17 protein-coding genes are annotated in these 19,300 nt (G+C 67.4%); 3 read left to right on the top strand and 14 right to left on the bottom strand.

What is annotated here, in order from left to right; all coding sequences use genetic code 11:
- Positions 1–41 precede the first annotated feature (41 nt).
- A complete protein-coding gene (locus tag ACSFBE_RS02915) occupies positions 42–3,869 on the top strand; it encodes a serine/threonine-protein kinase (protein WP_435488848.1) in 3,828 nt (1,275 codons plus the stop codon).
- Positions 3,870–3,903: 34 nt separating this feature from the next.
- Here ACSFBE_RS02915 and ACSFBE_RS02910 read toward each other — a convergent pair whose 3' ends face one another.
- Positions 3,904–5,931, bottom strand: coding sequence for a lipoxygenase family protein (locus ACSFBE_RS02910; RefSeq protein ID WP_435488847.1), 2,028 nt, complete (start codon positions 5,929–5,931; stop codon positions 3,904–3,906).
- 158 nt (positions 5,932–6,089) lie between these two features.
- Here ACSFBE_RS02910 and ACSFBE_RS02905 point away from each other — a divergent pair, with 158 nt between their 5' ends.
- Positions 6,090–6,698: a Crp/Fnr family transcriptional regulator gene (locus tag ACSFBE_RS02905; RefSeq protein ID WP_435488846.1), complete on the top strand. Its 609-nt coding sequence runs from the start codon at positions 6,090–6,092 to the stop codon at positions 6,696–6,698.
- A 29-nt stretch (positions 6,699–6,727) separates the two neighbouring features.
- Here ACSFBE_RS02905 and ACSFBE_RS02900 read toward each other — a convergent pair whose 3' ends face one another.
- The 11 genes from ACSFBE_RS02900 to ACSFBE_RS02850 all read right to left on the bottom strand — a co-directional run bounded on the left by ACSFBE_RS02900 (position 6,728) and on the right by ACSFBE_RS02850 (position 17,589).
- Complete coding sequence (locus ACSFBE_RS02900) at positions 6,728–7,738, bottom strand: aldo/keto reductase (RefSeq protein WP_435488845.1); 1,011 nt, start codon at positions 7,736–7,738, stop codon at positions 6,728–6,730.
- A 78-nt stretch (positions 7,739–7,816) separates the two neighbouring features.
- Positions 7,817–8,227 (bottom strand): hypothetical protein, encoded by a 411-nt coding sequence (locus ACSFBE_RS02895; protein WP_435488844.1) that lies wholly within the window; start codon positions 8,225–8,227, stop codon positions 7,817–7,819.
- Positions 8,224–9,456, bottom strand: coding sequence for a formate dehydrogenase subunit gamma (locus tag ACSFBE_RS02890; protein ID WP_435488843.1), 1,233 nt, complete (start codon positions 9,454–9,456; stop codon positions 8,224–8,226). The genes ACSFBE_RS02895 and ACSFBE_RS02890 overlap by 4 nt, the downstream gene beginning before the upstream one ends.
- Positions 9,457–9,466: 10 nt before the next feature.
- Complete coding sequence (locus ACSFBE_RS02885) at positions 9,467–9,715, bottom strand: hypothetical protein (RefSeq protein WP_435488842.1); 249 nt, start codon at positions 9,713–9,715, stop codon at positions 9,467–9,469.
- A complete protein-coding gene (gene fdh3B, locus ACSFBE_RS02880) occupies positions 9,712–10,332 on the bottom strand; it encodes a formate dehydrogenase FDH3 subunit beta (protein WP_262075124.1) in 621 nt (206 codons plus the stop codon). The genes ACSFBE_RS02885 and fdh3B overlap by 4 nt, the downstream gene beginning before the upstream one ends.
- Before the next feature lie 9 nt (positions 10,333–10,341).
- The gene (locus ACSFBE_RS02875; protein WP_435488841.1) at positions 10,342–13,344 is read right to left on the bottom strand and encodes a formate dehydrogenase subunit alpha; all 3,003 of its coding nucleotides are present in this window, start codon (positions 13,342–13,344) and stop codon (positions 10,342–10,344) included.
- 13 nt (positions 13,345–13,357) lie between these two features.
- Positions 13,358–13,585 carry a formate dehydrogenase gene (locus ACSFBE_RS02870; protein ID WP_435488840.1) on the bottom strand — a complete coding sequence of 76 codons (228 nt, stop codon included), beginning with the start codon at positions 13,583–13,585 and terminating at the stop codon, positions 13,358–13,360.
- A gap of 100 nt (positions 13,586–13,685) precedes the next feature.
- Positions 13,686–14,309 (bottom strand): TorD/DmsD family molecular chaperone, encoded by a 624-nt coding sequence (locus tag ACSFBE_RS02865; protein WP_435488839.1) that lies wholly within the window; start codon positions 14,307–14,309, stop codon positions 13,686–13,688.
- The gene (locus ACSFBE_RS02860; RefSeq protein ID WP_435488907.1) at positions 14,306–16,396 is read right to left on the bottom strand and encodes a 4Fe-4S dicluster domain-containing protein; all 2,091 of its coding nucleotides are present in this window, start codon (positions 16,394–16,396) and stop codon (positions 14,306–14,308) included. Before ACSFBE_RS02860 ends, ACSFBE_RS02865 begins: the two co-directional genes overlap by 4 nt.
- Complete coding sequence (locus tag ACSFBE_RS02855; RefSeq protein ID WP_435488838.1) at positions 16,356–17,012, bottom strand: DUF3306 domain-containing protein; 657 nt, start codon at positions 17,010–17,012, stop codon at positions 16,356–16,358. Before ACSFBE_RS02855 ends, ACSFBE_RS02860 begins: the two co-directional genes overlap by 41 nt.
- A complete protein-coding gene (locus ACSFBE_RS02850) occupies positions 17,005–17,589 on the bottom strand; it encodes a DUF3305 domain-containing protein (protein WP_435488837.1) in 585 nt (194 codons plus the stop codon). The genes ACSFBE_RS02855 and ACSFBE_RS02850 overlap by 8 nt, the downstream gene beginning before the upstream one ends.
- Positions 17,590–17,729: 140 nt before the next feature.
- Here ACSFBE_RS02850 and ACSFBE_RS02845 point away from each other — a divergent pair, with 140 nt between their 5' ends.
- Positions 17,730–18,128 (top strand): FHA domain-containing protein, encoded by a 399-nt coding sequence (locus ACSFBE_RS02845; RefSeq protein ID WP_435488836.1) that lies wholly within the window; start codon positions 17,730–17,732, stop codon positions 18,126–18,128.
- 3 nt (positions 18,129–18,131) lie between these two features.
- Here ACSFBE_RS02845 and fdhD read toward each other — a convergent pair whose 3' ends face one another.
- Positions 18,132–18,941: a formate dehydrogenase accessory sulfurtransferase FdhD gene (fdhD, locus tag ACSFBE_RS02840; RefSeq protein ID WP_435488906.1), complete on the bottom strand. Its 810-nt coding sequence runs from the start codon at positions 18,939–18,941 to the stop codon at positions 18,132–18,134.
- Between the two features lie 62 nt (positions 18,942–19,003).
- On the bottom strand, positions 19,004–19,300 hold the full coding sequence (locus tag ACSFBE_RS02835; protein WP_435488835.1) for a hypothetical protein: 297 nt from the start codon (positions 19,298–19,300) through the stop codon (positions 19,004–19,006).

The following is a 19,300-nucleotide window of genomic DNA, read 5'->3' as shown; positions in this document are numbered from 1 at the left end:
GATAATGATTTAAGCACTCCCATGGTGGTTGCGAGAGCGTCATGTCACAAAAAGAAGGCGAAACAGCCCGACTCGATCTCACGGTCGAGGGTCGCGACGGGTCGTTTCTGGAAATGCTTCAGCAAGCCTCGCCGATCCCCGGGGCGCAGTCGTTGGGCTCGGGCTTTCGACCGCTGCCCGGAACCAGCGTGCTCGACGGCAGATTCAGCATCCTGCGCCAGATTGGCGAGGGCGGCATGGGCGTGGTGTTTGAAGCCTACGACGCCCTCAGGCGCAGCGCCGTCGCCATCAAGACCCTGAGTCGGCTCGACTCGGGCAGCGTGTATCGGTTGAAGAGCGAGTTCCGTGCGCTCGCCGACATCAACCACCCGAACTTGTGCCGCCTGCACGAGTTGTTCAGCGACGAGGGCTGGTTCTTCAGCATGGAGTTCGTCGACGGCGAGCGCTTCAACGAGTGGGTGCGTCCCAACGGGCGGCTCGATGCGCGGAGGTTGCGCGCCGCCCTGAAACAGTTGCTCCGGGGCGTGGCAGCGATCCATGGCGCCGGCATGCTGCACCGAGACCTGAAGTCGTCGAACGTCCTCGTTGAAAAGGACGGGCGTGTCGTGATCTTGGACTTCGGGTTGGTCGTGGACTGGCGTGCCAGCGCGGCCCAGCGCCCCGCAGTCGACGCTGGGTTCAGCGGCACACCCGGCTACATGGCACCCGAGCAAACGTCGAACGCGGCGAACGTGGCTCCGACGACCGCCAGCGACCTGTACGCCATCGGATCGATGTTGTTCGCTGCCCTGACCGGAAGGCTGCCATTTGAAGGGCCGGTCAGTGACGTGCTCGACCTCAAACGGCACCAGGCCGCACCCCAGGTGCAAAGCCTGTGGCCGGAGGCGCCCCACGACTTGGCCAAGCTGTGCGATGCGCTGCTGCAGCGCGACCCCGCACTGCGGCCTGACGCGGCGCAGTTGCGGGCAGCCCTTGATCGGGCGGACGCGGAAGACGCGCAAGGCCAGGTGGTCCCCGTGGTCGATGTCGTCCTGTCGGGCCCCGCACAGGCGGAACTGACGGGCATGGCGCTCCGGGCCGACATCCTGCTCGGACGCGAGAGCGAAATGGCCGCACTGCACGCGGCCCATGCGTCCATGCTTGCCGGCCGTTCGGTCGTGATGTTTGTGAGCGGCGACTCTGGCATGGGCAAGAGTGCGCTGTTGCACGCGTTTCTCGACCAGGTGAGAGCCAGTGGGCGCTCAGTCACGCTCGAAGGACGCTGCTACGACCGTGAAAGCGTGCCTTTCAAGGTCTTCGACTCGGTGATGGACGAGCTCAGCAGCCACCTGCGCGGGCTGACGCGCGAAGAAGCCGGCGATCTGATGCCGCGCGAGATGTACGCCTTGGCCCGTCTCTTCCCCGTGCTCGAACGTGTCGATGCCGTGGCTCAGGCGCCGAGGAAGGTCATTCCCGATCTCCAGGAACTGCGGCTGCGCGCCTTCGCCGCGCTGACTGAACTGCTCGGACGCATGCGCGACCGGCGGCCGTTGGTCATCTTCGTGGACGACCTGCAATGGACCGACAGCGATTCGACCGTCATATTCGAGTACCTGCTGAACCAGCCCGAACCGACGCCATTCCTGTGGGTGGCGACGCACCGCAGCGAAGGCGCCAAGGACAACGCGCTCTTGCAGCAAACACTGGATATCCCGGCCAGGAGTCCGCGGGTGGAGTGCCGCTCACTGCATGTAGGCCCACTGCCGCCGGCGGTTTCGGTGCTATTGGCGCGGCGGCTGCTCGGTTCGGCCAGCACCGTGGACTCCGCGTTGATCGCAGCCGAGGGCCGAGGTAGCCCCTTCTTCGTCGGTGAACTGGTTCGCCAGGCGCTCTCGGCCCGGCTGACGGAGGCCGGCCCGACCGCGCTCACGCTGAGCCAGACCGTGGACAGGCACGTCGGCTTGCTGCCTGCGAAAGCGCGCGATGTGCTGAATGTGCTGGCAGTGGCCGGTCGCCCGATGGCAGCGCAGTTGGCCGTGGATGCCGCTAATGCCACGCATGAAGCCCTCGACGCCTTGTTGTTCGAGCGGCTCGCACGCACCACAAGGGTCAATGCCCACAGTCGCGTGCTGGAGTGCTATCACGACAAGATTCGCGAATCCGTGGCCGACGCATTGGCGCCCGACGCCCTGCGTCGCATACACGCCCGCCTGGCCGAAACGCTGTCCTTGCAAGAGGGCTCGGAGCCGGAGCACTTGGCGGTGCACTTTCATGGCGCGGGGGACAGCCAGCGTGCAAGCGTTTACTACGAGAAGGCTGGCGATGTCTTTGCCGCCGCACTGGCCTTCGAGTTCGCTTCCCGCCAGTATCGACAGTGCCTGGACCTGATCGGGGTGGACCCCGCACGGTTCCGGCATGTCCAAGTCAAGCTTGCCGCGATGCTGGCGTCGAGCGGAAGTAGCCGCGAGGCCGCAGAGGTTTATCGCGCTGCGAGCATCGGTGCTCCTCCGCAGGAAGCGCTAGAACACACGCGCGCAGCGGCGCATTTGCTCAGCACGAGTGGGTACATCGACGAGGCGCGCGTTTTGTTAGGTGAAGTGCTTGCCGCCGTCGGCCTGTCCATGCCGCGGTCGCCATCGGCAGCGATCGTCGCGGCGTTGACTTCGCGCTTTCTGCTGATGTGCAGAGGGCTGAAGATCGACCCGACCGCAGCACCCGGACCAAGCGACCAAGCCCGGCTGGGCGCGATGTGGTCGGTGGTCCAAGGCTCAGTCGGCAATGATCCGTTCGTGATGGTCGACATGGCGGCCCGCTATGCTCGGCTGGCCCTGAACACGGGCTCCCGTGCGCATGCTGCACGGGCCTTGTCCATGGAGGCCTACATGGCCAGCTTCAATGGCCCGGGCACGAACGCAAAGACGGAACCGATCCTGCTGCAGGCCGAGCGTTTGGCCAGCGAGGTGTCGCAGAACGAATTGACGGGCTGGGTGCGCCAGATTCGCGGCTGTGTGCTGGCGCACGAAGGTCGGTTTGCCGAAGCCCGGCCGGTACTGCAAGAGGCCCTGGCGTGGTTGGGCTCTCAATGCTCGCAGGTGCCGTTCGAGTTGGCCGGCACCCATCTCTACACCGTGAATGTGGCGAATCATCTTGGCGACTATGCCCAGACCTCGACCACGGCGCCCGGCATCGTCGAAAACGCCTTGCGACGGGGCGACCAGTATCTGGCGTGCGGCGTGGTCGGTTTCGCGGCACCTGCCTTGCTGGCGCACCGCGGTCTTGCCGACGCGGGCCCACGGATCGACCAGGCCAAGGCCAGTTATCGCGTTCAAAGCGTCTATCAATGGGCTGACTACTTGATCCTCTTGGCCGATCTGAACCTGGCGCTTTACGAGGGCCAGCCGGCGCGAGGCGTCTTGCTGGCAGCGCAACAGTGGTCGGCGCTTGAGAAATCGCAGCTCTTGCGCATGAAGACTGCGTTCGGGTTGGTGAGTTATTACCGAGCTGCCTGCGCGCTGGCGGCCGCGCGGCAGCAGTCGACGAACGTCAGCGAAGGTCTGGCTATGGCGAGAGCGACTGCCAGGCAGTTGAACAATACCCGCCTGCCCCACGTGCCCGGTTGGGCAGCGGTGCTCGAAGCGGGCCTCGCGTGCGAGCAGCGACAACCGACGCGTGCGGTAGAGCTGCTGCAGGCTGCGACAGTCACCTTCGACGCCACGGGATTGAAGCTGTATGGCGCAGCTGCGCGGCGCAGGCAGGGGCAGTGGATGGGCGGCGAGGCCGGCCGCGCGCTGGCGGGCGCTGGAGAGGCCGTCATGCAGAGCCAAGGCGTGATCGACATCGAAGCAACGACCGAGATGCTGGCACCCGGTTGCCGGACCGAGGTCCATTGAGGCCCACGATCACGGCGGTCACGCGCGGCCGGCGCTAGATGCTGATGCTGTTGGGTACCCTGGACGGCAACTGGAAAAGATAGGGAATCGGCCGTCCGAGGTTGCGCTGGTGGATCGTGATCTCGGCCTGCGCCAACGCAACCCGAAAAGCCTCGAGGGCCTTCTGGGCCGAACGGTCCGCGAAGTGCGGGTATTGCGGGTTGCTGGCGTAGTGCCCCAGCGCGTCGAACTGGATGCTGCTGAGCAGGTACGTGAACGACAGCGTGTACAGCGCGACGTCCAGCGGCGGGAACCACGCCAGGCACTGCACAGCGTCATCGATCAGGTCTTCGCGCGTTGGCGCTGCTTTGTAGATCGCCGCGGCCACGCTGGGCGCGAAGCCCGCGAAGGCATACTGACCGTAGTTGACCGACGCGTGCAGCGGGCCTGCGGTGTAGATCATCTGCGCGACGACGTCAACGAGTTGCTCCCGGGTGCTCAGCGTCGCGGGAAACCCCGGCAGGTTGCCGTGCTGCGGCGAGCCGAGTTCGTGCACCCAAGCCATGAGTTCCGTGTCGCAATTGACAGCGTCGTCGTCGGCGTAGCAACTCGCCACGTAGCCGGTGACGAAATCCTGGATTGCCTTCCACAGCAGCAGGGTGTCGTCGCGAAACGGGTAGGCCGCCAGTTGGTCGACACCGCGCAGGGAAAAGATCCTGTCCGGGCTGTTCTCGCCCCAGCGCCAGGCCTTGCGCGCGTCGTTGACCATCTGCAGCGTCCAATCGATGTGGACGCCGACGTTGGCGGCCACCACGCCACCTGGGACGATGAGGTTGTGTGCGGCGCCATCGTTGATGCCGATGGTGAACCGCAGGTGGGGTTCGAGCAGATGGAACAGCGGATGGTTCTTCGCCAACTGGCGGTGCGTGGCCACCGCGACGGCCTCCATGATCAAGTGGCAATCTCCGAGATGGGCGACCGATTCGTGTTGAATCGCGCAGGCCACGTTGACGAAGTACTTGGCGACCTTCCACTTCAGATGCTTGGCATCGTTCGCATCGAAGGCATCGTTCGGGCTGAAGATGGCCGAGCCCGGGGTCTGCCCCAACTGGATCGCGATGGGCTGCAACACGCCCGCTCGGTCTTTGTCCGGCCCGTAGGCCGACGGGTAGCCCTCTGGGGGTGACTCGTTCCAATAGAACAAGGCGATGGGCGCCGGCAGATAGCGGTGCTTGCCGTGCAGGCAGCTCTCTTTGGGTTGCAGATTCCCGTCGCCGATCAGCGCGGCGTAGTCGCAGGCGTAGAGCTTGCCGGCCTTGATCACCTCGGCCATCGTGAGGGTGGTGTGGCCGCCTCCGCTCAGGATCGTCAGCGTATCGGGGATCGCCATTTTTGCCTTCAGCTCGCTCCAGGCCAGGGCCTTGCTGCCCGCGGGCGTGTCGTGCACGACACGCCGCAAATTGGTCGTGTTGAAGCCGGCCAGTTGGAGATAGCCGAAGAACCAATCGTGCTCGCATGGCCTGCCTTCCCTCGGCATCCATTCCTTCGGCTCGATCGCCGACATCTGAGGCGCGGGCAGCGTGGCGATCAGGTTTTCGTAGTCCGATTCACTCTTGGCCTGAAGGTGGTCCGACCGCACCATCTCGAACAAGGTCGACTTCAGAATCGCCGTCGGTCCTTCCCGAGCCGCCTCGGCGGCGGCCTCAAAGATGCCCTCAACCAGCTTTTGAACATCCTGCTCGAGTTGGAGCAGATCCGGACCAAGTTTGAGGAGTTGGCCCGCCATGTCTTTTTGGATGGCGTCCAAGTCGGTCTTGATTTCCCGCTCCAGGAACCAGCGCGCATTGCAGGCGAAATTCTCGGCGATCTGCGCGCTGGTCTGCGCGACCAGCGCGCTATAGGCGGCACTGAATTCCTCGCCAGGCGGTACCCCCGCGCACAACGGCACTGCCTCGAGATGAGGGTAGCTTCGAACGTAGTTGTAGGCCGTGCGGGCCAACGCCAGCTGCAACGCGCGCGCCTCCTGTTGCGCCGTGCTGCCCTGACCTGGCAGGGTGGGAATGGGCTCGTTCATCGATGGCATGAAAGGTTCTCCAGGTCCACTCACGGTTTCACAGGCGCTTGGCCCGCAAGCGTAGCGGCTTCGTAGGACTTCGTGTGGTTTACATGTAGGACCGCCGGCCGCCCCGTTAGAGTCTCGGCGTCCGGTGCAAGCGAGGAGCAGGCATGTTCGAAGAGTCAATGGCAGAGAATTCCGGTGACTTTCTGGCCGAATTGGCGCGGCTGGGCGAGACACGTACCTGGGAGCCTGGCACCTCGGTGGTGACCGAGGGCGACATTGCCGACTCCATGTATCTCATCCACGACGGCGAGTTGCGCGCGTTCGTGGTCGGGGACGGCGGGCGCGTGGTGGAACTCAATACGCTGCACGCGGGCGAACTCTTCGGCGAGCTGATGCTCAGTGGTGAACTGCGCTCCGCCACGGTGCAGGTCATCACGCGAGCGCGGCTGACGCGCGTGACACGGGCCCAGGCCGAGCACGTGCTGTCGCAGCGGCCCGAGCTTGCGTTTCAGTTGATCCAGCGCCTGGTGCAGCGTGTGCGCACCCTGGGTCGCCTGGCTTCGGTGGACGTCTACGGCCGGCTCGTAGGGCTCTTCGACGCCTTGGCGGTCGACGACAAGGGCCTGCGCGTGGTGCCCGGACCGCTGAGCCAGCAGCGCATCGCTGAGCGCGTGGGCGCTTCGAAGGCGATGGTCAACCGGCTGCTGACCGACCTGGCCAAGGGTGGCTACATCGAAGTCTCGCGCGAGCGCATCGTGCTGCTCAGAAAATTGCCGCCAAAGTGGTGAGTCGATCGGCGCAAACCACCGCCGCGCGCTCAGCGCGGCGCGTCGCCCTTGCGAAACTCGGTGGTGAGTTCGTCGAGCTTCGCTTTCAGCGCCGGGTCGAGCTTGTACTCGGCCGCGGCCAGCGTGGCATCGAGTTGCTCCGGCCGGCTGGCGCCGAGCAGCGGCGCGGTGATCAGCGGGTTGGCCATCACCCAGGCCACGGCCAACGTCGCGAGCGGCACGCCGGCTTCTTCGGCGACCGCATGCAGGCGCTGCACGGCATTGAAGCTGCGCTCGTTCCAGTAGCGGTCCTGGTACATCGCGCCGGCGGTGCCGAGGGTGAAGCGGGTGTTCTCCTCAGGCTTCGCACCCGGTTGGTACTTGCCGGTCAGCAGGCCGCCGGCCAGCGGGTTGTAGGGGATCACGCCAAGGCCCTCTTCGCCGCACAGCGGCAGCAGCTCGCGCTCGATCTCGCGGAACAGCAGGCTGTAGCGCGGCTGCACCGACACGAAGCGGGTGAGCCGCAGGAAGTCGGCGCGGCCCAGCGCGCGCGCCAGTCGGTAGGCCAGGAAGTTCGAGACGCCGATGTAGCGCGCGCGGCCCGACTTGACGATGGTGTCCATCGCCTCGATGGCTTCGTCGAGCGGCGTCTCGCGGTCGTCGCTGTGCAGTTGATACAGGTCGACGTGGTCGAGCTGCAGGCGCTTGAGCGAGGCGTCGATGGCGCTCAGCAGGTGCTTGCGCGACGCGCCCTGGTCCCAGGCGTTCGGGCCCATCTTGCCGACCGCCTTGGTCGCGACGATGAAGTCGCCGCGGCGGCTCGCGCCCTGCGCCTTCAGCCAGCGACCGACGATCTCTTCGGTGCGCCCGGCCGTCTCGAGCCCGCCGCCCAGTGGGTACACGTCGGCGATGTCGATGAAGTTGATGCCGCCGTCGGTCGCCTTGTTCAGGATGGCATGCGAGACCGACTCCTCGGTCTGCAGACCGAAGGTCATGGTGCCGAGCGCGAGGCGCGACACGGTGAGGCCGGTACGGCCGAGGCGGGTGGTGGGGATGCTCATGCGAATGCCCTTCGGGTGACGGTGGTCGCCCAGTTTAGACAGTCGGCCTCCGCCATGCGCGCGCCGGGCGCGGCCCCCTCACTTCTTGGTCGCGGGAATGGCCTCGGAGGCCTTCTGGTTGGTGTTGGGCGGCGCCGTCGCCGTCGTGGCCGGCGAATGGGCACCGGCGGCTTCGATCGGTTTCGGATCGACCGGCGGCACGTAGGCGAAGGGGCCCGGGTCGGTGCATGCCGGTGTGGCGACGGGCGCGGGCACCGGTTTGCCGGCGGCGGCCGCGCCGGCGCGGTACTTGGCGGCGACCCGGTCCTGCGCCTGGCACAGCTTGAGGTTGTCCACTTGTGCGGCCCAGGCGGTCTTGGCGGCTGTTTCGGCAGCCTTGGCCTTGGCTTCGGGGGTCGGGTTGGGCGCGGGCAGCTTGGCGAAGGCCAACGGCGCAGCCAGGACCAGGGCCAGCACGGCGGGGGCGAAGGTGTTCATCGGGAAAGTCATGACGGTGTTCCTTGGACCGGCTCGCTGCGCGGCGCCGGTGCCGTGCGGGCCTCGGCCGAGCGCTGCGCCGGGATCTTGCCGGCCACGATGTCGTCGTACCAGAGCTCGTGGTGCTCCTTGGCCCAGGTCTCGTCGACGTAGCCGGTGCGCATCGCCTTGTAGGCGCCCGACATGCCGAGCGTGCCGATGTAGATGTGGCCCATGATCATCGCCATCATGCAGAGCGTGGCGACGGCATGGATCATGTGCGCGATCTGCATCTCGCCGCGCGTGTAGACGAAGCCCGGCAGCAGCTTGTCGAGGAACAGGCCCGAGCCGATGACGAAGGTGCCAAGGAACAGCACGCCGCCCCAGAACACCGCCTTCTCGCCCGCATTGAAGCGGTGCGACGGGACTTCCTTGCCGCCGAACAGGCCGCCAGCATGACGCAGCCACTTCAGGTCGGCCATGGTCGGCCAGTTGCTGCGGATGAAGGTGACGATCATGAAGATCGTCGTCACCACGAACAGCGGGCCGACGAAGTTGTGGATGGTCTTCAGCGCATAGGTCAGGTAGCCGAAGAGCGCCGTGCCGAGGATCGGCAGCAGGAAGAACTTGCCGAAGGCCATCACGATGCCGGAGATGGCCAGCGTGACGAAGGCGATGGCATTCGACCAGTGGGTGGCGCGCTCGAAGGGCGTGAAGCGCTGGATCTTGCGGCCCGTCTCGGCGCCGTGCAGCCCGATGGTGCCGCGCGCGAAATAGAAGATGGCCAGCGCCAGCAGCGTGACGAAGAGCAGCGCCGCGCCGTACGGAATGATCCAGTTGTTGCGCACCTGGCGCCAGGCTTCACCGGCATTGGTGAAGCGCGAGCCTGGGTACTGCACGAAAGGCTGGATCAGGTTGCCGGCCTCCGGCGCCTCGCTCTTGGGCAGGCTGCTGTAGCCGGTCGTGCCCTGCCCCACCTGGCGCCACATCGGCGCGTTGTTGCCGGGCTGCACCTTGGCGCGCTCGCCGTTGCTCTGGTTCAGGTAGTTGGGGTCGGCGCTGGCCTCGGGCTTCACGTCGAAGATGTTCTGGCTGCGGATACCGCCGGTGGCCGCCGGTGCGGCGGCCGGTGCGGGCACCGCCGCAGCGGGTGCCTCGGTCACCGCACCGCTGACCGACGCGCCGGCCGGCTGCGCCGCAGCCGTGCCCGCGCCGAGCGCCATTGCCAGAACCAGGGAAGCTGTCGTCAGCACGTGTCTCATACGGCCTCGCTCAGTTCTCTTTGTTGTATTCGTTCTGGCCCAGCATGCGGGTCTTGATCTGCTGTTCCCAGGCGGTCTTGTCGCCGACCTTCCAGCCGGGGGCCGTGAAGACCGTGCCGGTGTCGGCCTTCTCGCCGCTGCCGCTCCAGGGCACGGCGTCGAACTTGACGCCCTGGGCATTGGTCTGCGGCTTCTCGCCGCAAGCCGCGAGCAGCGCGCAGCCGGTCAGCGCGACCGCAACAACGCCGACGCGGCTCATTGCTTCACCCCGTTGGTCGGTGTACCCGCCTGCTGCGAACCGTAGGCCGTGCCCCAGCCCCACACCTCGGCGCCCTTGCCGCGATGCAGCACGCGGGTGCGGAAGATGTCGGCCACCACGTCGCCGTCGCCGGCCAGCAGGGCCTTGGTCGAGCACATCTCGGCGCAGGCCGGCAGCTTGCCTTCGGCCAGGCGGTTGCGGCCGTACTTCTCGAACTCGGCTTCAGAGCCGTTGGCTTCGGGGCCGCCGGCGCAGAAGGTGCACTTGTCCATCTTGCCGCGGGCGCCGAAGGTGCCTTGGGTCGGGAACTGCGGCGCGCCGAAGGGGCAGGCGTAGGAGCAGTAGCCGCAGCCGATGCAGACGTCCTTGTCGTGCAGCACCACGCCCTCTTCGGTGCGGTAGAAGCACTGCACCGGGCAGACCGCCATGCAGGGCGCGTCGGAGCAGTGCATGCAGGCCACCGAGATCGACTTCTCGCCCGGCACCCCGTCGTTGAGCGTGACCACGCGGCGGCGGTTCACGCCCCACGGCACCTCGTTCTCGTTCTTGCAGGCCGTGACGCAGCCGTTGCATTCGATGCAACGCTCGGCGTCGCAGACAAATTTCATTCGTGCCATGGCCGGTCCTTAGGCTTTCTCGACGTTGCAGATCGTCGTCTTGGTTTCTTGCATCATCGTCACGCTGTCGTAGCCGTACGTGGTGCCGGTGTTGATCGCCTCGCCACGCACCACCGGGTGCGCACCGGCTGGGTAGTAGGGCAGCATGTCCACGCCCTGCCAGTGGCCCGAGAAGTGGAAGGGCATGAAGACGGTGTCCGGCCCAACGCGCTCGGTCACCAGGGCCTGCACGTTCAGCTTCGCGCCCGTCGGCGTGTGGACCCAGGCGCGCGCGCCGTTGACGATGCCCTTCTCTGCCGCGACCTTCGGGTTGATTTCGATGAACATCTCCTGCTGGAGTTCGGCCAGCCAGGGGTTCGACCGGGTTTCTTCACCACCGCCTTCGTACTCGACCAAACGACCGGAGGTGAGCACCAGCGGGAACTTGTCGGCCACCTTGTCGGCGATGTTCTTCTGCTGGATGGACTTGTACAGCGTCGGCAGCCGCCAGAACGCCATCTTGTCGTCGTGCGTCGGGTACTTCACCATCAGGTCCGGCCGATTGCCGTAGAGCGGCTCACGGTGCTGCGGGATCGGGTCGGGGAAGTTCCAGACGACGGCACGCGCCTTGGCATTGCCGAAGGGGTGGCAGCCGTGGTTCTTCATGAACACGCGGATCATGCCGCCGGAGTTGTCGGTCTTCCAGTTCTTGCCCTCGGCTTCTTTCTTCTCGGGCTCGGTGAGTTCGTCCCACCAGCCGAGCTTCTTGAGCAGCAGGTGGTCGAGCTCGGGGTAGCCGGTCGTGATGTCCGCGCCCACGGAATAGGAGCCGTCTTCGGCCAGCAGGTTCTGGCCGTCGCGCTCCACGCCGAAGTTCGCACGGAAGTTGCCGCCGCCGTCCATCACGTGCTTGCTGGTGTCGTACAGGTTGGACGAGCCCGGGTGCTTGAACTCGGGCGTGCCCCAGCACGGCCACGGCAGGCCGAAGTAGTCGCCCGCGATGTCGTAGCCGTTGACCTTGTCCTTGACCGAGCCCTTGGCCTTGAGCGTCTTCACGTCGAAGGCGCCCATGTTGCGCATGTGGGCCTGCAGGCGTTCGGGGCTCTGGCCGGTGTAGCCGATGGTCCAGACCGACCGGTTCATCTCGCGCAGGATGTCGTCGGGCACCGGCTCGTCCATGCCGTGGACCTTCTGCATCTTGTAGTTCTTGCTCAGCTCCTTGCCGAAGCCGAGGCGGTCGGCGAACTGCTGCATGATCATGTGATCGCTGCGGCTTTCCCACAGCGGCTCGATGACCTTCTCGCGCCACTGCAGCGAGCGGTTCGACGCGGTGCACGAACCGCTGGTCTCGAACTGGGTGCAGGCCGGCAGCAGGTAGACGGCGCGGTTCGGGTTCAGGTCGCCGGCCGCACCAGGCATCGCCGCCATCGCCGCCGTGGCTGACGGGTACGGGTCGACCACCACCAGCAGGTCAAGCTTGTCCATCGCGCGCTTCATCTCCAGCCCGCGGGTCTGCGAGTTGGGCGAATGGCCCCAGTAGAAGACGCCGCGCAGGTTGGAGTCCTGATCGATCAGCTCGTTCTTTTCCAGCACGCCGTCGATCCAGCGCGACAGCGTGATGCCGGGCTTGCTCATCATCGCGGGCGAGGCGAACTGCTTCTTGATCCACTCGAAGTCGACGCCCCAGGCCTTGGCGAAGTGCTTCCACGAGCCTTCGACCAGGCCATAGTAGCCGGGCAGCGAATCGGGGTTCGGGCCCACGTCGGTCGCGCCCTGCACGTTGTCGTGGCCGCGGAAGATGTTGGTGCCACCGCCACTCTTTCCGACGTTGCCCAGCGCCAGCTGCAGGATGCAGGAGGCGCGAACGATCGCGTTGCCGATGGTGTGCTGGGTCTGGCCCATGCACCAGACGATGGTGCCCGGGCGGTTTTCGTTGAGCCAGGTCGCGACCTTCAGGACCTGCGCTTCCTTCACGCCGCAGGCCTCTTCGACCTTGTCCGGCGTCCACTTGGCAAGCACTTCCTCGCGGACCTTGTCCATGCCGAAGACGCGGTCGTTGATGTACTTCTTGTCTTCCCAGCCGTTCTTGAAGATGTGGTGCAGCACGCCGAACAGGAAGGCGATGTCCGAGCCCGAGCGGATGCGCACGTATTCGTCGGACTTGGCCGCAGTGCGGGTGTAGCGCGGGTCGACCACGATCACCTTGCAGCCGTTTTCCTTGGCATGCAACAGGTGCAGCATGCTCACCGGATGCGCCTCGGCCGCGTTCGAGCCGATGTACAGCGCCACCTTGGCGTTGCGCATGTCGTTGTACGAATTGGTCATGGCGCCGTAGCCCCATGTGTTCGCCACGCCTGCGACGGTGGTCGAGTGGCAGATGCGCGCCTGGTGGTCGCAGTTGTTGCTGCCGAAGAAGCTGACGAACTTGCGCAGGAGATAGGCCTGCTCGTTGCTGTGCTTGGAGGAGCCGATCCAGTAGACCGAATCCGGCCCGCTGGCCTGGCGCAGGTCCTTGATCTTGGCGGTGATCTCGTCGAGCGCCGTGTCCCAGCTGATGCGCTCGTACTTGCCGTTGACCAGCTTCATCGGATAGCGCAGGCGGTATTCGCCGTGGCCGTGCTCGCGCAAGGCGGCGCCCTTGGCGCAATGCGCGCCGAGGTTGATGGGCGAATCGAACACCGGTTCCTGGCGCACCCAGACGCCGTTCTCGACGACCGCGTCGGCCGCGCAGCCGACCGAGCAGTGCGAGCAGATCGTGCGCTTGACTTCGATCTTGCCCTTGCCGACGGCCGTCGGGCGGCTCGCGTCGGCGGCGTTCGCCTTGCGGATCAGTGTGAGCTGGGTAGCGGCGAGGCCGACGCCGACGCCCAGGCCCGAGCGGCGCAGGAAGGCGCGGCGGTCCATCGTCGGGAGGGCGTTCGACAGGCCGCGACGCAGGCTGTGGACGAAGGGCGAAGCGCCGGCGGCGCCGGATATGCCGGCGAGGGATTGGCCGGCGCGCGCAGCGCTGGCATTCTTTTTGGTCAACAACATGGTGGTGCGGTCCTCAGGCCGAAGCGCTCTGGTAGTAGCGCTTGACGTGCTCGCTGAGCGAGTAGCCACCCCCGTTGTCGGGCGCCGGGGGCAGCGCCGGCGCGGCCTCGGCGGCCACGGGCGACGAGGCGATCTGCGGCCGGGCCGTCACCACGGCGGCGGCAGCGCCCACGGCGGCTGCACCTGCGAAAAATTGGCGGCGCGAGCCCGGCGTGGGCTGCTTCGGTTGGCTGTCCTGCATCAAAACTCCAGGAGTGGCTGGCGAAAACCAGATATGAACTCAATTACATACGTTTGGATACTAGTCGAGACCCTGAAGTCCGACCCCACCGCTGCGCTATTTAACTGTCGAGCATGTCGAAGCCCTGCGCCTCGACGTGGATGAATGCCTGCGTGAATTCGGCCAGCGCCGCATAGAAGCGGGCCTTCGGATGCTGCGCTGCGGCATCGCACAGCGCTGGCAACCAGGGCATCACATGCGTGGCGAAAAATGCACGCTGCCGGGTGAGATTGGCAACCGCCACGTCGTCACCGGCGATCAGGTAGCGCATCACCTCGAACAGGCAGGCGACGTGGTCTTCGGTTTCGTAGACGCCCTCTTCCCGGGCCAGGCCCAGCGCGTCGAGGTCGTTGCGCAACTGCGCCACTGGCTTGTCGTTCAGGAAGCCGCTCAGGTAGTGAGAGCCGAAGAGATACACCTCGGGCTTGCCCATGCCGCCGAAGAGCGCGTCGTACTCGGCGTAGGCCGCCGCGGCGTCCATGCCGCGTGCCACACCGACCAGCGCACGCCACGGCTCTTCCAGAAAGGCACCGGACACCGGCGCCTCGGTCACGGCGACCTGCAACGCGTCGAGCAGCGCGGCGTCGGGCGCGGCGTACCAGAGCCGCGCGAGCAGGCCGTAAAGCTCGGCGCGGGCGACCTCTTCGTCGAGGGCCGAGGAAACATGGGGGGTGGAGTCGCTCATAGCGGGGTGATCTTCTGTTCGTTCGACGCGCTGTAAAGGTCGATGACCCGGCAGTCGCTGCACATCTTGAGCCGCTCCAGCGCCTCGCCCTGGAACATCGCATGGCCGGCCAGCTTGCTGAGCATCGCCTCGATGGCCTTCACGGTGCCGAAGGGCTTGCTGCAACGGATGCAGGCCCAGGGCTTGGCCTCGTTCAGCACCACGGGCTGGCGGCGCTCGGGGGCGGCGAGCAGGCGCGGCACGAGCTGGATCGCGTTCTCCGGGCAGGTGCTTTCGCAGAGGCCGCACTGCACGCAGTTCTTCTCGACGAAGCGCAGCTGCGGTGCGTTCTGGTTGTCCTGCAGCGCGCTGGCCGGGCAGGCGCTGACGCAGGCCAGGCACAAGGTGCACGCGTCCTTGTCGACGGTGATCGCGCCGAAGGGCGAGCCGGCCGGCAGCGGAATGGCCAGGGATGTCTCGCGTGGGGCCTCGCCGCGCGCCTGCAGCGCCGGGGCCGCGTCCATCAGATGGTCGAGCGTCATCTCGAGCGTGCTGCGCTTGTCGGCACTCACGGCGAAGCGGGCGGGCTGTGCAGGGACGTGTTGCCGTGTCTGGCCGAGCGCGGCCAGCGCGGCGTCGAGCGCGGCCGGCGTGCCTGCCTCGATCAGCTGGAAGTGCGTGCCGGCGTAGCCCAGCCCGCGCAACAGCGACTGGGCGACGTCCATCTGCTGCTTCAGCGCGGCCAGGTAGTCGGGTGCTTCCTCGCCGGTCGACAGCACCGCGACCTGCGTGGCGCCGAAGGCGACCGCGCTCAGCCACAGGTCGATGCCGGTGCTGGCGGCATGCCACAGCGCGACCGGGATCACCCGGGCCGGCACGCCGTTCGCCTTGCCGAGTTGGGCCTGCCGGCCGAGCTGCTCGACCAGTGCCTGGCCGGCCTCCTGGCTGTGCAGCAGCAGCGCCGGCTCGCGCCCGCCCGCCTTGGCGTAGGTCGCGAGCAAGGTGCGCAGCTTGAGGCCCTGGTCGGGTGCGCGCGGGTAGGTGTAACCCAGCGCGCCGGTCGGGCAGACGGTGGTGCAGGCGCCGCAACCGACACACAGGTTGGGGTTGACAACGATGCGCTGGCGTTCCTTGTCGCTCGAAATGGCATGCGCCGAGCAGACCTCGACGCAGGCGTTGCAGCCCACCTGCTCGTTGCGACTGTGGGCGCAGAGCTTCTGTTTGTAGTCGAAGAACTTCGGCTTCTCGAACTCGCCCACCATCTCGCGCAGGCGCAGCAGCGTCTGCAATGCCTCGGCGGTGCCGAGCCCGCCCGGCAGGCGGAAGTAGCCCTGCGGCGGCGCATGCCAGTCGACCAGCGGCGTGGCGCCGAGGTCGAGCACCAGGTCGAAGGCCGCGTCGAGCGTCTCCGGCGCGCGGCCGAAACGGATCGCGCCGGCCACGGTGCAGGCCCGCTCGCAGTCGCGGTGCGAGGTGCATTGGGTGTCGTCGATCTGGTAGTCGAGCCCGATGGCCTGCTCGGGGCAGGCGGTGACGCAGGCGTTGCAGCGGGTGCACAGGTCGAGGTCGATCGCGTTGCTGCGCGTCCACTGCAGCTTGAAGGCGCCGAGCCAGCCGGTGAAGGCATCGACCCGCCCGGCGACCACCGGCCAGCGACGCTCCTGCATGCCGCCGGCCACGCCCGGGCCCTGCGAGAGGATGGTGACGTCCAATGTGTCGGCCACCAGCGCGGCGGCCTGCTCGGCCTGATCGAGCGGGCCGACGATCACCAGCCGGCCCTGGCTGGCATAGCTCACGGTCGCGACCGGGTCGGGCGCGGGCAGCGCGGCGGCGGCCAGCAGCGCGGCGATCTTCGGCATGGCCTGCTTCGCGTCGCGGCTCCAGCCGCCGGTCTCGCGGATGTTGACGAAGTGGATGGGCGAGGTCGCGTCGGGCGTCTGCTCGGCCAGCTCGCCGAAGAGGCGGCGTTCCTGCGTGCAGGCGACGATCACGTCGTCGCCCGACTGGATCGCGCGCTGGAAGGCGCTCGCCTCGCGGCGGCACAGCGCGGAATGAAGGGGCAGCGTCTCAGCCAGTGCGGTGCCGAGCGCCTTCGGCGCGAGCGGCATCGTCTGGTTGCAATCGCAGATCAGCGTTTGGGTCATCGGTCGGTTGGCTGGCAGGTTGCGCATCGGCAACCAGCGGGCTGGGAAGGGTCCCGGAAGGCTCGGACTGTGCCACGGCGGACGGGGCATCGTCGTGCGGGGTTTCTCCGGACATTGGTGAGGCAGCCTCGTCCTGCGCCTCGGGGGCTTCGGGCTCCTCGTCGAACAGCTTCAGGAACTTTGCGCTCGCCATCTGGCGCAGCACGCTCTCGGGCAGCGGCGACGGGATCGAGTAGTCGTCGATGTAGATATCCATCCGGTCCATCACGTTGAAGTGCGGGTCGGCGAAGAGCTTCTTGAAGGCGGCGTTCTTGACCTCGGGTGCCACGCCCTTCGCCATGAAAGGCTTGAAGTCGGAGTCGATGGTGAGCGCGGTGGTGTCAGCCAGCGTGGGCGGCGGCGGTGCGCCCGGCTCGCTGGGCGCGACTGGCGCAACGGGCGACGTCACAGCCACGGGCGCATCCGGCGAGACCGGCGGGACCGCATCAGGCACGGCGCCGGCGGGCACGGGCACCGGTGCGTCGCTCTCGCGCGCCTGCTGCTTGCGGCGCGACCAGCGGTCGAAGAAGCCTTCAGACATCGCCGGCACCGCGCCCGCGCTTCTTCTCGGTGGACACGCTCGCCACATTGCCGAAGCGGTCGGTCAGCGGGCGAAAGCTTTCGGGCCGCTTGCGGCGCTTGGGCTCGATCACGTAGTGCTCGGCCGCGAAGGCACGCACCCACTCGACCACTTCGGGCGGCGCCGGCACCTGCTCGACCGTCTCCTGCGCATCGAGCCAGCGCCCGGCTTCGTTGTAGCTCAGGCTCACCACCACCGGCACGGGGATCGGCTCCGCCGCAAGTTGCGCTTCTTCCTCCATGCGCCATAGCACGAACCAGCATGGCGCCGGCGTGGTCACGTTGAGGTGGTAGCCCTCCGCATCGTCGCGGAAGAGTTCGGCCTTGAAGCCCGGATGTAGCCAGCGCTGGGCCCCGTCCTGTTCGTGCAGCAGCCGCGGCGCGCTGCCGAAGGCGGGTTCGTCCGGCACCACGCTGTCGAGGATCCAGCGCCAGGGCTGCCAGTGGGCCGACGGCCCCTGCACGCGCTCGCGCCGCATGACCACGGCCACGTCGAGCGCGGGCCGCCCGGCCGGAGAAAGGGATTGCGGTGTCGACATCCCCGGGACGATAGCCGATGCACCAAGGTTCCGCGGGGCGGCAATGGCGCGAGAAGGGGCACTTCCCCCCGTCTGTTCGAACTTTGGTTCTCGGCCTTCCCGCCCTACATTGCAGGCAACGAGGACCGACGGAGAACGCCATGCCGAAATTGATCGTCATCAACCAGCGCGGACTGACCAAGCTGGTGCCCCTGCACACCGGCCAGACCACGGTGGGTCGGGGGTCGCTCAACAGTGTCGTGATCGACGCCGAAAGCGTCAGCCGGCATCATGCGGTGCTGACGCGCCAGGGCGCCACCGTGCGACTGCAGGACCTGAACAGCCGCAACGGCACCTATGTGAACGACGTACGCGTGCGGACACGGCGGCTGCGGCACGGCGACAGCATCACCATGGGCGATTGCGTGCTGCGCTTCCTCGATGCCACGCCGGTCCAGGCGCTGGACGACCCCCTCGACCTCCAGGCGCTCAGCTCCGAATTCCACAGCGTGTATGGCGCGCCCCAGCCCGCACCCGCCGGCTGGGACGCACAGCCCTGAGACTCAGGACGGCGCCGGCACGCCGCCGCCGGCGTAAAGCACGGCACGCGGCGCGCGGCACAGCCCCCACAGACGCAGCCCGGCCAGTTCGGCCACGTGCACGCCCATCGCCGTTGGCGCGGAGATCGTGGCCAGCACGGCGATGCCCACGCGCGTGCACTTGCGCACCAGCTCGTGGCTGCCCCGGCTAGACAGCACGACGAAGCCCGGCTCGCCCAGCCGACCCATGCGGGCCAGCGTGCCGATCAGCTTGTCGAGCGCGTTGTGGCGGCCGACGTCTTCGAGCACCGCGACCAGTTCGCCCTCCAGCGTGGCCCAGCCGGCCGCATGGATGGCGCCCGCCTCGGCGTTGAGGCGCTGCCAGGCCGGCAGCGCGTCGATGGCGCGCAGCACCGTCGGCAGGTCGACACGCGACACCCAGTCATGGGGCGGCAGCGGCTCCGACTGCAGCTCCAGGCCGGCGAAGCTCTCGACACCGCAGACACCGCAGCCGGTGCGCCCCGCCAGGCTGCGGCGCCGGCCCTTGAGCCGCTCGAAGCTGCGGGTGGATATCTCGAGCTGCACCTCGATCGCGTCGACGCCTGTCGGCAGGCCGGCTTCGGCGGCGGCGACGGTGTTCACCTCGATGCCGCGGCAGTCGGCCGCGGCATCGAGGATGCCTTCGCTCAGCGCGAAACCGAGCGCGAAGGCCTCGATGTCCTGCGGCGTCGCCATCATCACCGCGTGCGAGATGCCGTTGAAGACCAGCGCCACCGGCACCTCGGCCGCGAGCACGTCGTGGCGTGCCGTGCCATCGGCATCGGCATCGGCCATGCCGCCGAAGACCTGCACCGTGCGGTGCGACAGCGACGGCAGCACGGGGCGTGCGTCGGCGTTCACGACGCCGCTTCCTGCGGCGGCAGCGCGGCCGCGAGGGCGCGGCCCGGCGCCTCGAGGTGGACCACCCAGCGGTCGTCCAGCTGCACCACGCGCACCCAGCCCGGCCCGCGCACGCCCGCGAGCGTGGCGTCGCCCATCAGCGTGAGCTGGCGCATCAGCACGCTTGCGCCCTGCCCCAGCTGCTTGCCCAGCCGCGGCAGCGACACGCCGCCTTCGCGGGGTGCGTCGGCCAGCGCGCGCAGGATCGATTCAGAAAGCGGGTCGAGGTCGGTGCCGATGCCGGTGGTGGTCAT

The sequence above is a fragment of the Variovorax sucrosi genome (assembly GCF_051216635.1).
In the GTDB taxonomy this organism is placed as follows: Bacteria; Pseudomonadota; Gammaproteobacteria; order Burkholderiales; family Burkholderiaceae_C; genus Variovorax.
Note: the sequence above shows the minus strand (reverse complement) of the source record. Positions and strands in the feature narration are given on the sequence as shown.